The sequence below is a fragment of the Anaerobiospirillum sp. NML120448 genome (assembly GCF_023050945.1).
Classification (GTDB): Bacteria; Pseudomonadota; Gammaproteobacteria; order Enterobacterales; family Succinivibrionaceae; genus Anaerobiospirillum.
On the sequence record NZ_JALKIM010000012.1, the window covers coordinates 1 to 14,359 of the forward strand.

Here is a 14,359-nt window from a genome sequence, read left to right on the forward strand (position 1 = left end):
CTCGTTTTAACAATCGTGTTCGCTCTAAACACAAAGGCTGGTTAGCTCCTAGCATTGATAACCGTATTCAGGCGCATTTATCGCGTATTGAAGCTGTTTTGAAGTTGTTTCCTGTAACTAAGATAGTGGTTGAAACTGCATCTTTTGATATTCAAAAGATTAAGAATCCAGCTATTACAGGCAATGGCTATCAACAAGGCGATCAGCTAGGTTTTTGGAATGTGCGTGAATATGTTCTCTGGAGGGATGGTTACACATGCCAACACTGCAAAGGCAAGTCCAAAGACAAGGTTCTTTGTGTACATCACCTTGAAAGTCGTAAGACTGGTGGTAATGCCCCTAACAATTTAATTACACTTTGTGAAACCTGCCATAAGAAGTATCACGCTGGATTAATTACGCTTAACATAAAGCGTGGTCGATCCTTTAAAGATGCGGCTTTTATGAACATTATGCGTCCTGCATTTGTTGCATGCTTACGTAAAGCACATCCAGGAATGTTGATAGAAGAAACTTACGGCTATATCACTAAATACCAGCGCATTAAATTAAAGCTACCAAAGACTCATTGCGCAGATGCCTTCTGTATAGCAGGTAATTTACATGCCACTAGATCTGATGTCTACCTTTATCAAAAGCAGACCCGTAAACATAATCGCCAGATTCACAAGGTCAATGCTATAAAGGGCGGTATAAGGAAATTAAACCAAGCTCCTTATATAGTCAAAGGCTTTAGACTTTTCGATAAAGTTAAGTGTTTTGGTAAAAAGTGCTATGGAAAAGAAGGTTTTATTATGGGACGTCGTCAAGATGGAGGTTTTGATATTAGAACCATTGATGGTCAACATATATCCAAATCTGTCTCCCCTAAAAAACTTAAGCTTATTCAAAAGCGAAAGACATTTTTAACTGCAATCAAAAAGGAGGGCGCTTCCTCCCCTGTCTAAAGACAGGGGTTTCTGCGCTACTAATATTATGACCTCTGATATGGTTGCTAAGGGCAAACCAAACCCAGATATTTACCTTGAGGCAGCTAAAAGTCTTAATGTATCCCCTAGTGATTGTTGGTCTTTGAGGATACCTCTGTGGGTATGACAGGAGCTAAAAATGCACAAATGGATGCCATTAAAGTGCTTAATGGCTCTTTTGACTGCCTAGCCATTGCTAAAGGCCAATAGTTTTTTGATTTGAGTGGAGAGCAAGTTCATTAGTCATGTTGACTCCGCAACTCTTACTAATATTGCGTTTATTATGAACAATCTAGAAAAATTAAATTCTGATATCAGCCTCTATCAAAGCCTTATCTTCGATATGGATGGCACTTTAATTAACTCTGAGATTAAGCATCACGAGGCTTGGAACCATATGTTAGAAGCTTTTGGTTTTAAGCGCTTAGGATCTGATGTTTTTTATGGTTTTGCTAGTTTACCTGGCATTGTCATTACCAATAAGATTTGCGAACAATACCAAAGCGCCACTCCTGAAAAAGTAGATCCTGTTGCTATGAATGAGTACAAAAACGAAGTGTACGAAAATATTTATATTAAGCAGGCTGAGGCTTTTCCTTTCTTTGTTCAACTAGTAAAAGAGGCTCATGCTCGTGGCCAGCGCATTGCTGTAGCTACCAGTTCCCGTCAGCATGAGGCTAAATTCTTATTAGAAAAAGCAGGCTTATTACCTTATATCGACACTATTGTCTCTGGAGATATGGTAGAGCATGGCAAGCCTAATCCAGATATTTACTTATTAGCTGCCCAAAAGCTTCAATCTAAAGCAGATCAATGTTTAGTCTTTGAAGACAGTGTATTGGGAATGAAAGGCGCTAAAGCAGCTAAGATGGATGCCATTAAAGTCTTTGATGGACACTTTGACTGCGAAGCTATTATCAGAGCGGACAATAGCCAGTCATAGATAGATATAAATCTATCAGAAGTTGGGAGTTGCAAGGTTGTGTCAACTACTCCATCCTAAAATGAGCTTAGCTCATTTTCAGGATGGAGCTTGAAACTTTGGTTTTAGTTGAGCTAAGACAATTACGACACAGCAGGATTGAGTTCTCAACCACCTTGGGCTGTTTACCAACATGCCCCCGAACTTAGCAATCACGCTTGATTTTTGACATAAAAAAACCCAAAAGAAACTTTTGGGCTTTTTATTAACTTTCCTTGCAAAGAGTATACATCTTTGCAACAAGGTTGATGCTAAATTAGTGTTAAGACCAATTTCTCTATGCTTGAGCCTTGGCAATTAAGTCCTGAATACGAGATTTAAGCTCAGCACTTAATAAAGGCATAGCACCTGATTGAGTACATACATAGGCTGCTACATCAGCTGCTGCTTGGTGAGCTACTTTAAAATCAACGCCCTGTACAGTTAAACCAATGAAAGTAGCAGTAAAGGAGTCACCTGCGCCTACAGTATCAACTACTTTTACTTTTGGTGTTGGAACATAAGAGTGCTGACCAAAGTAGAAAATATCAGAGCCATGCTCGCCGCAAGTATAAATAAATTGATCAATATCGAACTTGCCTTTGAGTACTTGATTGTAAAAATCCTCAGGGCTTAGCACATCAATACCTAATAACTTGCAAACAATAGGTAACTCGTCATCATTGCACTTAAAGACATTGCAACGCTCGAGACCAGCCTTAATAACCTCAACGTTATAGAAGTTTTGACGTAAGTTGATATCAAAAACCTTTAAGCTATCTTTTGGCATGGCATCTAAGAAAGCTAAAATGCTCTTACGAGATTCGCCGTTTTCTTGTCTTTGAGCCAAAGTACCAAAGCAGCATACTTGAGTCTTTTTAGCAATGTCCTCAAACTCTTTAGTAAAAGGCATATTATCGTAGGCAGTATCTAAAGCGAAGTTGTAAGTTGGTACACCACGCTCGTCTAAAGTAGCCTTTACATAGCCAGTTTCTTTATCAGAACGATAGGCGTGAACTTTCAAACCATTCTCTTGTAAGATACGTAAGGCCTCATCGCCGCGCTCATCCTTACCTAAGCTAGACACAGCACTGGCATCTAAGCCCATTTGCATAGCATGGAAGGTAAAGTTACCAGGGGCACCACCGACACGAGGTCCATCTGGTAAAATGTCCCACAAAATCTCACCTAAACCTACACAGGTAATTGGCTTAGCATTAACCACTTGTTATTCCTCTTCAATAATTTTAGGGAACGTCGATGCTGGTCGCTGATCGATCTTGTCAGAATCATATGCTCGACGCAGATTGGCGTTGATATCACTAATGACGTCCATATCATCCATAGTAAGCTCAAAGCTATAAAGCTGAGAGTTTTCCAAAATACGTTGCGGACGTATTGATTTTGGAATGACTACGACACCACGTTGTATATTCCAACGCAAAATTAATTGCGCTGGCGATACCTTGTAATAATCAGACAAAGAGGCAATTCTTGGATCAGATAATAAAGTATTACCCTCTCCTCCTAAAGGAGAATACGCCTCTAGTATGATGTTTTGCTTACGACAATAATTTAATAACTCGTTTTCAGCATTTAATGGATGGCACTCTACCTGATTAACCTGAGGTATAGTGCTAGCTCCATGAGCTTTAAGATCTTCTAAATGATGAATCTTAAAGTTTGATACACCAATTGCTTTACAAAGTCCTTCACGCTGTAATTGCTCAAGTTCCAAATAAGCCTGACAATAACCTTTAAATGGCCAATGCAATAAATATAGGTCTACATAATCAACACCTAAGCGCTCTAAAGATTGCTCTAAACCACGACGAGGGTTTTCAAAGTCATCTTTCCACAATTTAGTTGTGATAAAGATATCTTCTCTAGGCACTAGGGAGTCTTTAATACCACGACCCACGCTTTTTTCATTACAGTAAATACGAGCAGTATCGATCATACGATAACCATACTCTAGGGCTGTTCTGACAGCAGAGCGGGTCTCTTCTCCAGCTTGGCTTCTAAACACACCCAAGCCTAAAAGAGGCATATTAAGACCATTATTAAGTTCAACTACGCTTTTAATACTTAATGCCATAATTATGTCCGTGCAATCTGTTAATCCAATTGTCCAGAAAAAAAGCAACACTATGCTGATACATAGTAAGCAAGTGTGCTTTTTAGTTTAATTATGGCACGGTTCTAAGCTCATTAAAAAAATATAAGTACTTTTTGCGACAGAGAACATAAAAAGACACTTATTGCTAGTATAAAGAACCTCTCAACATAGCCTGATAGGCATGCATTAACACCATTGGTGAGGCATCCTTTTGGTTCATGTTTTCAGACATATAACGTCTGAAGATACGTGAATTAGGACAACCATTAAATAAACCTAATAAATGGCGATATAAAAAGTGGATTGCTCTACCTTCTTTTTGGATTTGCTCTCCTAAAATCACCATTTGCTCAACAATTTGCTCTCTAGTTAAAGAACGACATTGTTCTTTTGGTAAAGAGAAAATTTGTTCATCAACCTGAGTCAATAAGAAAGGATCATCAATAATGGCACGTCCTAACATGACACCATCGACCTTTGCTAATTGCTCTTTGCATTGTTCAATAGTAGTAATACCACCATTGATAGTAACTTTTAAATCTTTAAAGTGTTCTTTAATTTTATAAACGCGCTCATAATCAAGTGGCGGAATAGTACGATTCTCTTTAGGGGAGAGACCATTTAACCAAGCTTTACGAGCATGAATAATGATGTGGCGACAACCTGCATCATAAATGGCCCCCATAAGCTCAAAAGTAAATTCCTCACTATCAAGCTCATCAACACCAATACGTGTCTTTACCGATACTGGAACATCACCTGCAGCCTCTTGCATAGCAGCAAAGCATTGGCCAATTAACTTAGGGGTCTTCATTAATACGGCACCAAAGTTACCACTTTGTACCTTATCAGAAGGACATCCAGCATTGAGGTTTATAGCGCTATAACCACGCTCTACACCAACTTTAGTAGCAAAAGCTAACTTATTAGGATCACTACCACCTAACTGTAGAGTGCAAGGTAGCTCTTCGTCTTTAAAATTGATGAGATGAAACTTCTCATGAACAAGAGCCTCACAAGCAATCATCTCGGTGTAAAGCATAGCTTGAGAACACAACATACGAGCCATGCGTCTAAATATAGAGTCAGTCACATCTACCATAGGAGCCACAGAAAAGCGCTCACTAGGCAAAAAAGATGAGATCTTGGAAGTATTATTAATGCTCTTTGTCTCTAACATAATTACATCTATCAGTTATTAACTAAATTTAAAAATGGTCTATATTCTCATAAATAAGACCCTAAAAGCACTAATAATCTAACAATATCCTTCTTACAAAGGTTTTACATAGACACAAGCTAATCTTTTTCATAAAAATGAAATGTTTCTGCAAAGAAACTATATTTTTATTTACAGTCTATTTTGCCAAAAATCTGTAATTTATCAACATTCTTGCTTTAGATTTTAACACAAAATGAGATCTAGTCCGCAAATTTTGCACAAATTTTTGCAAAAATATTGATTTTACATGTCAAAATGTTAAATAACAAACAAACTATCTAATAAGCTAAAAACAGCGTATTTAAGCCTTTTATACTCACTATACCTCTACATCAACCATCAAAACGACAAATGCAAACGAATCCATTAATGCAACATTTTGCAAGATTGCACCAACTCCCTCCCTTAAACAGCACTTCCTTTAAACAATATTTAACTAACCCTTAACTCCCTAACTCAAGCACAATAAGACAAACAACTATCCCATTCGCTACGCTCGTGCACCTCGCTCTCACACAGCCTCCTAGCCATAGCAACAGCAACAGACACGACCATGGCAATAGCCATATCCATAGCATAGCCATAGCCATAGCCTTGCTCTTTGGCCTCTGGCCAAGAGCAAGGTCGCTACCCAAAGGCCAGAACCATAAGGCCCAGTAGCCATAAGGCCAAAGCCACGACTATAGCCATATAGAGCTCAAGGCTATGTAGGCTGTTGTCTGAGGATTGAGGTCTGAACCTGAGGCTAACGGTAAAAGTTGGCTTAGCTAAAAACAAAAAAGCCCAAACCTAAATGAATTAAGCTTGGACTTATGCAACAAGGAAAAGTTAATCGGAACAGCTATTTATCTTTTTAGCTTTTGGTGACTCGCTTAAATAAACGAGCAATTTTTGATTGATCTGATTGAGTACTATCTGAGTTACCAACAAAGCTGTAATTGCCGCCTAAATTGTTCTTTACTACCTTTTGTAACCAGCGATCATGGAATAAAGGTAATACTAAAGTTAGGTCACGTACTAAGCCTAACAGCTTCTTCTCATTTTCAGGAGTTGGGCTAGCTAAGAACTTGCCAATTAATACACCTAAACGGTACATATCATCAATATTGACACCACGGGTAGTAGCAGGCATTGAGCTAAAGCGTACCGCATCAAACTTAACTTCAGGATCAGCTGTATAAATAGTACAGCTACGAGCAAAAATGCCACAGTCAGCTAGACTATCCATTGCGCCACGACCAGACATACCACAGCTTTGAGTATCAACAATCACAAAGTGAGAGTTGGTATCACCACCAATAAGGCGCATACCACCATCAACTAAGCCCTTGCCTAAAGAACGAGCATTATCTACTACACTCTTACAGTAGTTCTTATACTCAATAGATTGCATCTCTTGTAAGCGTACGGCTAAAGCAGTTAACTCTGATGAACCTAAACCACTATGACCAGAACTTACAGCAGCACGGTCAATAGCTGAGGAGAATCTCTTCTTACATAAGATGATGGAGCAATGAGGGCCTTGAAGCGCACCTTGAGTGGTAAAGGTAACCACATCAGCATGAGGTAGAGGTGATGGCATTACACCTGCGGTAACTAAACCTGCAATCTGTGAAATATCACACCATAAAATAGCACCTACAGAAGATGCGATTTTGCCAAAACGCTCATAATCAATTGGTTGTGGATAGTTAATTGGAGATACCACAATAAGCTTTGGTTTATTCTCGGCTACGCTCTTTTCAATGGCATCATAATCAAGATGTTGAGTCTTAGGATCTAAGCCAAAATTAACAAAATGGTATACTAAACTTTCACTATTGCAATGCTCTTTTTTACGTAAATCAAGAGACATTACAGTGTCACCACGTTGTACTAAAGCCTGAAATACCACACGTGATGCTGCTTCAATAGTTAAAGACTTAACATTAGCATGCTCGCCATTAAAAAGCTCACAAACACGCTTAGCGGTTAGTTTTTCAATAAAATTACCATTGGAGTATGGAGTAGAGTGTTGAGTATTAACTAACACATTACCCATAGTAGCTGAGCACAGAGGAGAAATAGAGTTTTCGTCAGGGATAAAAGAAAGAGAATAGTACTGACGCTCTAACTCGCTTTCATAGAAGTTATAGAGCTCAGAATCAAAGCCATGAATGATATTAAGAAGGTTCATAAAAAATCCCCCGACCATCACAACTAAGCTAAAAGTTAATTGTGCTGTGCCGATTGCCATAATTTGGCACTAAACAACTATCTACGTCTATAAAGTTTGCTTAATAGTTGCTTGCTAATATTTGTACCAGGAATACAAGAACAAGCATGTAATTAAGCTAATTTAGCTTTGATAAAATGACTAGCAACCACCTAAAGGATCCAATCAAACTATTACAGCCAAAATAGTTCACTAAAACTGTAATTTTAGTTAAGAACAAGCTAACAGACGTACTTACCCACTAACAAATCTTGTCCAAAAATCTCCTCTAAAAGCACAAAGCTCTAGAGCATCCAACTTAAGAAACTTACAGGACAAGGTAAGATAAACAATAAACGCTTATCTCTTAACCTATCTAAGACTATACACCCAGGCAAACGTATTACAAAGCACACAACCTAGAAATTGCGGGCTTGCTCCAAATTTATTTAAATAATTTAAGAAAATGACAAAAACTAAGCCCAATCTTAACCAAAATTAAAGATAATTAGAGTTTTTACCAAAAACTAATTTGTCTTACCATGTCACCAAAAAGCTTCCCACAGACCAAATCATCAAAAAACGCTCAAAACTCCTCAAAAATCACCCAAAATCACTCAAAATCAGCCAAAAACCATTAAAAACTCGATAATATTTACATTTATAGATTCGAGTTAATGTCAATATGCTAACCTCGCACCGCCACTTTCTACCCATACTATTAGCACCAATCACCATTTAAAGGCAGCATCATAGCCCCAATTCCTCGCTTAGCCCTATCTGTATACCTCCACAATCACAGTCCAAAAGCCCAACCAAAAAAAGTATTAAACCTGCGATAAACCAAGCTAGCAAAGATGTCCCCCAAAAAAGCTATTACAGGCTTCTACTCGCTCTATCACGCCCAACATGCAAGTCATATTACCTGCTTGCCAAGCACAATATGAGCAAGGACAGGACGGCACTGGACGTAATAGGACAGAACTGGCTGGGGCAAGATGTGAAATGACAAGACATGTTTTAGCAGCCTGAGCATCCGATAAAACAAGCTCTCAAGATCTAAAACTTTGAAGCCAAACAGATAGCTATATGCACTTATGGGCTGTTGGTCTTATGGAGTGATATCCTGCTTTTTTAAGGTGCTCAAGGTTGGCAAAAGGCAAAAAAAATCCCTAGCAATTGCTAGGGACTTGATTAAAGCTCAATAGAGCTTAGGAAAATGATTTAAACCCTATTAGGCATCTGGGTAGAAAGGCCATACCATTGGAATGATAGCAACACAGATGATCATTGAAGCAATTACCAATGGAGTACCTACTTTAATATAGTCCATAAACTTGAACTTACCAGGAGCCAATACTAAGGTATTTGGAGGAGTTGCTACTGGGGTAGTGAATGCGCAAGATGCGGCAATAGCAATAGCCATTACTACTGGATATGGAGAGCACCCCATCTTAGCAGCAATAGAAATACCAATTGGGCATAATAAAGCAGCAGCTGCGGTATTGGACATGAATTGGGTAAGACCACAAGATAAGGTAAACAATACTACCATGAACACATATGGACTTGGGTTATCACCCATAATGCCTACTACTACGCTAGCAATCATTTCACCAGCGCCAGTCTTCTCTAAAGCACTAGCTAAAGGCAACATACCTGCAAATAAGAAGATAGTTACCCAGTCGATACCTTGGTAGGCCTTCTTTTCAGAAATAATGCCAGTTAAAACACAAGCTAAGGCACCAATTACAGCCACCATTTCTTGGGTTAAACCTGGAATACCAAAAATCAAACCATATATAACAAAGAGCAAGATAGCTACGCACATCATACGAGCTCTTGGAGTGCCTGATGCTCCACGATTATTGCCTGCTGAGGAAACATCAGCCATATTCTTAGGTGTTAAATGGCGACCAACAAACACCATGTATATAATGCCAGCTATAGAAAGAGGAACGCCGATCCAAGCAAACTCAAAAAAGCCAAATGGAGCAATATTGGCAGTTTCTAATGAGGCTGAGGCAATAATGTTTGGAGGTGTACCCACCATAGTAATACTACCGCCTACGTTAGCCGCAATAGCCATACCCATGAGCAATGGAGAGGAAGGAATTTTAGCTGCTACGCAAATACCAATTAATACAGGCATTAAACAAGCAACAGTACCTGTATTAGAGGCAAATGATGACATGACAATAGTCAAACCCATCATAGCAATCATAAGAGGTACTTCTTTAGTGCCTACTCGTTTTACTACCGAGTTTCCTATAACTTGCGCCAATCCTGACTCAAGCATAGCAGCACCCACTACGAACATACCAGCAAAGAGCACTACAGTAGAATTAGAAAGACCTAAAAACACTTCTTTAGGGGCTAAAACACCTAAAACACCCAAGGCTACAGTAGCTCCAATTGCGGTTACCGCAAGGGGAACCAGCTCAGTAACGAATAAAATAGCCACAACTGCTAACACTTCTAGAGTGATAATTGCTGCTGTTTGTTCCATAACAAGTCCCTATCCAAGACATCTAACAACCATGCCCTTTATCATTAGCTCTATACATAATTGCCTTGTCTTACAAATAAAGATCCATTTGAGATCGAATCACGCTAGTAGCTTGCTAAACTGAAATTATATATAGCATTATTCCCAATATCTTAGGGCATAGTTTAGATGGTGCTGGCGCTTAAGCACTGTGAAGTCAACTAAACTCTCAATACAGCCTCGCTTTTTAAATCACCTAAATAGCCTAACAACAAGATTAGTCTGTCTTTTTAGGTAAAGTAAACTCTTGCTTAGGCCTCATTGAGCAATATTTATCAATATTAGCCCCTTGAGTGATTTAGGTCGAGGATTTAGATCACACAATCCAGCGAATTTAACTAAGGTATTACGCAGCTAAAGCTTTTTGTAGATATCATTGAAAGTACTAAATCTTAGTATGCTTTTATCACTTTAAGATAAGCCTTATGTGTCATTACAGGCTAAATGCCAAAGGATAAGTTTGTATGTTTAATCTAAGTGACTTGCCTGAAAAAGGCGCTAAACGAGAGCAAGCTATTTTACGGTTAGGCTCAGATGAAGCCAATGGGCCTGTGCTTTTTGAATTAGCTCAAACTGAAAAAGGAAAATGTAAGACTGCTGCCCAAAAAGCTCTCGCACTTTTAGAATATGAAGCAGCCTCACCCTTATGGGCTAAACTTGCTAAAGGCAAATTTATGGGCATAGCTATACTGACGGATAGCTGCTCTAATTGCGTCTCTGAGAGTATCGCTCCTGTAATTAAGGAAAGGCTCTCAAGTCTTTTAAACGAGTCCACTCAAAGACCTTTTACCTACAAGGAATACGAGCAATTAAATTTTTGCTTTGCTCTAATGTTAGGTAAAGACTCTCCTCAAATGCTCGAAATTTACCGCTATCTTGCCTCCAATATCAAATTTGTGAGCAAGTTTAAACATGAGCCTCTTTATGATGGAGATAAGTGCCAAACCTTTGCTATTTGTGATGATTTGATGTTGTATCAGGCTACTCAAAGTGAAATAGCTAAAATACCTGCCATTATCCTAACAGCTTCAATCATTAAAAACCCTAGCGACAAGCTAATAGCTCTTGCCCATGAGCTCTATGAAAATAATCATGATAGCTTTTTGACTCCTGTCTTCATGGCTGACATCATTACTAAAGACGCTGCCTATGTTTTTGAGCATTACTCGCCTCTATTAGGGTCAAAAAAGGAGGTCTATCTCTTTAATGCTTTAGGCATGCTCAATTACAAATATTATCCTGATGACTGGACGTATTGGCGTTCAAGGCCAGATAATGGCATGGAGGCACATCTTTTTTGGACAAACTATCGCTATGGCACTTATGAAGTTCGAACTTATAAGATACGCCATGTTAACTTTGATCCAAGGTGGTATAGCCTATTAGCTACTAATCCTTTAAAGCGCAAGCCTAAAGTCACCTGGCAACAATATAATCGCTCTGGGGTCTTATACGAAAGCTATGATGAAATGCTTTTGAGTATCTTGCCACCTAAGATAGATGATGCTGCCCTAAAAGCTCAATTGTATGACTACTTTAAAGTGCGCTCTGAACACCACAAAGTGGCCGATAGTATTTCTGTCTATAAGGATGCTCTAAAGTACTATGCACCTGAAAGTTAAATCATCACATCACGCCACGGCTTATCTTTAGCAAAAATATTAAACTACCAGCCTAGGAGCAACAAGGCTTATTTAATCCAGCATAAGCTTATGCTTATGCTTATGCTCTATTAGCTTTTTCACTATTTACAAGTAAAAAAGGCGGACTTACGCCCGCCTCTAAATATAAAGAGAGAGATATTGTTATTCTTATTGACCTAACAAGCTAAGTGCAATGGTTGGACGCTGGTTAGCCTGAGCCAGCACTGATTGAGAAGCTTGTTGGATAATATTATTCTGGGTTAGAGCCGCAGTTTCAGAGGCAAAGTCGGTATCACGAATACGGCTACGTGCATCAGACTCATTTTCTGCGATATTAGCCTGATTAAAGTAGCTTAGTTCACTGTTATTTATGGGCTTGTTGAAGTTGTGCTGCTGACTATAAAAATACTATTGTTTTTTGGATTGTTTGCACTTTTTAAGTTCGTAGAAGTTTGCAATTTGACAGAAAAGTGAGCCAACAAATTGTTGCTAGAATTTGTGATGCGCAATAGAGCTATTGGTACAACCTATGATGTCAAAACCACAAAGTTAGCTTAAGTTTTTGTAATTGGGAGTGGCCTTCAAAAAAGGAGTTGCGATTTGGGGGCTTGAGGCTGGATGGTGAAAGGTAGAAGGTGGAGGCTTTTAAGGGTAAGGTTTTAAAGTATGGGTAAAAAAAGGCGTTAAAACAAAGTTTAACGCCTTTTAGATCTTAATGCTAAATGATTAACTACTAAGTAATAGCTTTAGTGCATTACTCTAAAGCTAAGAAAAATCTCTTAATAGTCTAAATGGTTTTTCCATTAGCTTATGAATTGTAGTTCTTACCTGTACGGAAGAATGAAAGTGCCTTTTGCAAGCCCTTTAACTCGTCTAAGGTAGACTTGATACAATCATTTTGCATGGAAGCCTGAGCTGTCATTTCACTTGATGCTTGGGTTACGTTCTGAGCATTAGCAGAGATCTCACCAGTAGCAGTGGTTTGCTCCTCAGCTGAGGTAGCAATTTGGGTAATTTGGCTGTTAAGGCCAACTACGTGACTGGTAATGTCATTGAGTAAGTTCTCAAGCTCTTTAGCATCATTGGCCACTTTGTCCATATTCTCAACAGAGTTGGTAATAGAAACAGAAGCAGACTCAGCATACTCTTGAATGGTTTGTACCATCTCATTAATTTCTTGAGTTGACTTAGCAGTACGAATAGCAAGGTTACGTACTTCATCAGCTACCACAGCAAAGCCGCGACCAGCTTCACCAGAACGAGCAGCCTCAATAGCAGCATTTAAAGCCAACAAGTTAGTTTGTGCAGCAATGTCATCAATAGCACTTACAATCATTGAAATGTCACGGCTCTTAGCAGCAAGTAACTCAATCTTGGCAGAGTTATCCTTGGTATTAGCAACCTGTTGCTGAACATTATTAAAAGCTCTTTGCACTACAGTAACACCATTGCTGGTAATTTCACGGCAAACATCTGAGCCATGTGCTGCGGTCTCACAGTTGCGAGCAATATCAGCAGTAGTAGAAACCATCTCATCAGAGGCGGCAGCTACAGTCATAGCCTGAGACTCTACATCGCTAGTGGACTTGGAAATTACCTGAGATGAATTGCGTACTCGCTCTAACTCTTTATCAAGCTGTAAAACTTCATTTTGAGTCATATCAACAATGTCACGTACAGCATCATTGAGCTTGTTTAAGGCTGCAACTGCGTGACCAAACTCATCCTTGGTTTTAACCTCAAAGCGCTTAGTAAAGTCACCATCTGCCATGAGATCAATGTGAGTAATAGCGCCTTTAATTTGCTGAGCAATATAGCCAGAAATGCAAAGGGCAATACTAATAGCACTTATTACACCAACAACAGCTAAGATAGAAACCAAATAAATGCTTCTTGGATTAGCAGCCTCATCAGCAAGCTTCATGCTATAGGAGGTTTGTAACTTAGTGATATTACCTGCGATAGTTACTGTTCTTGTCCACAGAGGCAAAGAGTCCATAGTGTAAAGATCAAGAGCACTATCAGCCTTGTCAGTAATTAATAATGGAGAAACCTTATTACGCAAGTGATTTGTATAGGCCTTAGCAGCCTCTTGCAAGTTCTTAATAGCAATAGGATATTCTGCAACTGGAATTGCATCAACTTGGAGACGATCTACAGCATCTTCAAGGCGCTTTAAAATTGGCTCATACTGATTGTAGAACTGTTGAGGATTATAAGTAGACTCCATATAGTTAATACCACGGCAGTAATTAACATTGGTGTCTCTGGCTACAGCCTCAACATACTGAATACGAGTAAAAGCATTACTTATCACATTATCAATATTCTTAGCAGCCTGACGAGCATTGCTAAGAGCATAAATAGACACTCCAACTACCAATAAATTGATAAAGATAACAACCAAGAATCCAGTTAGGATCTTGAAGCGAGTATTAGCATTAAGAAATACATGAAACATGGTAATTTAGCATTTCCACCTTAAAGCACATACTTTAATTACCAATAGCTCTATCTTAAAAATAGTATTAGACAATAACGCAAGCGCCGCCTAGAGCAACTAAATGCAGTCAAAGGCAACTCTATACAAATACTATTACTATGCACATAACGACTGATTTACAGAAGATAATGACTTAGAAATTATTATTGGTCGTTGTGTTAGTAAGGTTTAATATCAATAACTAAATCAAAAGACGAAACG

At 38.8% G+C, this 14,359-nt stretch carries 9 protein-coding genes and 1 pseudogene; 3 read left to right on the top strand and 7 right to left on the bottom strand.

Features of this window, described 5'->3' with window-relative positions; all coding sequences use genetic code 11:
* Positions 1-947, top strand: a 947-nt coding sequence (gene iscB, locus MXE38_RS03605; protein ID WP_246911548.1) for an RNA-guided endonuclease IscB, incomplete at its 5' end; no start/stop codon positions are given.
* A gap of 304 nt (positions 948-1,251) precedes the next feature.
* Positions 1,252-1,911 (top strand): HAD-IA family hydrolase, encoded by a 660-nt coding sequence (locus MXE38_RS03610; RefSeq protein ID WP_246911551.1) that lies wholly within the window; start codon positions 1,252-1,254, stop codon positions 1,909-1,911.
* Between the two features lie 316 nt (positions 1,912-2,227).
* On the opposite strand, the gene MXE38_RS03615 is transcribed toward MXE38_RS03610, so the two are convergent.
* The 5 genes from MXE38_RS03615 to MXE38_RS03635 all read right to left on the bottom strand — a co-directional run bounded on the left by MXE38_RS03615 (position 2,228) and on the right by MXE38_RS03635 (position 9,973).
* A complete protein-coding gene (locus MXE38_RS03615; RefSeq protein ID WP_246911554.1) occupies positions 2,228-3,154 on the bottom strand; it encodes a PfkB family carbohydrate kinase in 927 nt (308 codons plus the stop codon).
* Between the two features lie 3 nt (positions 3,155-3,157).
* Positions 3,158-4,027 carry an aldo/keto reductase gene (locus MXE38_RS03620; protein WP_246911556.1) on the bottom strand — a complete coding sequence of 290 codons (870 nt, stop codon included), beginning with the start codon at positions 4,025-4,027 and terminating at the stop codon, positions 3,158-3,160.
* A 166-nt stretch (positions 4,028-4,193) separates the two neighbouring features.
* Positions 4,194-5,228: a tRNA dihydrouridine(20/20a) synthase DusA gene (gene dusA / locus MXE38_RS03625; protein WP_246911557.1), complete on the bottom strand. Its 1,035-nt coding sequence runs from the start codon at positions 5,226-5,228 to the stop codon at positions 4,194-4,196.
* A gap of 895 nt (positions 5,229-6,123) precedes the next feature.
* Positions 6,124-7,446 (bottom strand): hypothetical protein, encoded by a 1,323-nt coding sequence (locus tag MXE38_RS03630; RefSeq protein WP_246911559.1) that lies wholly within the window; start codon positions 7,444-7,446, stop codon positions 6,124-6,126.
* Between the two features lie 1,252 nt (positions 7,447-8,698).
* Positions 8,699-9,973, bottom strand: a complete 1,275-nt coding sequence (locus tag MXE38_RS03635) for an SLC13 family permease (protein WP_246911561.1) — start codon at positions 9,971-9,973, stop codon at positions 8,699-8,701.
* 503 nt (positions 9,974-10,476) lie between these two features.
* Between MXE38_RS03635 and MXE38_RS03640 the strand changes: the two genes are divergently transcribed.
* Complete coding sequence (locus tag MXE38_RS03640) at positions 10,477-11,634, top strand: hypothetical protein (protein WP_246911563.1); 1,158 nt, start codon at positions 10,477-10,479, stop codon at positions 11,632-11,634.
* Between the two features lie 189 nt (positions 11,635-11,823).
* On the opposite strand, the pseudogene MXE38_RS03645 reads toward MXE38_RS03640, so the two are convergent.
* Positions 11,824-12,000: pseudogene (locus MXE38_RS03645) on the bottom strand (flagellin); the annotation flags it as partial.
* 463 nt (positions 12,001-12,463) lie between these two features.
* Positions 12,464-14,116, bottom strand: a complete 1,653-nt coding sequence (locus tag MXE38_RS03650; RefSeq protein ID WP_246911565.1) for a HAMP domain-containing methyl-accepting chemotaxis protein — start codon at positions 14,114-14,116, stop codon at positions 12,464-12,466.
* Between the last annotated feature and the right edge of the window lie 243 nt (positions 14,117-14,359).

Excerpts from the sequence above, each read along its gene's own strand:
- MXE38_RS03610 (WP_246911551.1), top strand. The coding sequence starts at position 1,252 with ATGAACAATCTAGAAAAATTAAATTCTGATATCAGCCTCTATCAAAGC.
- MXE38_RS03620 (WP_246911556.1), bottom strand. The coding sequence starts at position 4,027 with ATGGCATTAAGTATTAAAAGCGTAGTTGAACTTAATAATGGTCTTAAT.
- dusA (WP_246911557.1), bottom strand. The coding sequence starts at position 5,228 with ATGTTAGAGACAAAGAGCATTAATAATACTTCCAAGATCTCATCTTTT.
- MXE38_RS03630 (WP_246911559.1), bottom strand. The coding sequence starts at position 7,446 with ATGAACCTTCTTAATATCATTCATGGCTTTGATTCTGAGCTCTATAAC.
- MXE38_RS03635 (WP_246911561.1), bottom strand. The coding sequence starts at position 9,973 with ATGGAACAAACAGCAGCAATTATCACTCTAGAAGTGTTAGCAGTTGTG.
- MXE38_RS03640 (WP_246911563.1), top strand. The coding sequence starts at position 10,477 with ATGTTTAATCTAAGTGACTTGCCTGAAAAAGGCGCTAAACGAGAGCAA.
- MXE38_RS03650 (WP_246911565.1), bottom strand. The coding sequence starts at position 14,116 with ATGTTTCATGTATTTCTTAATGCTAATACTCGCTTCAAGATCCTAACT.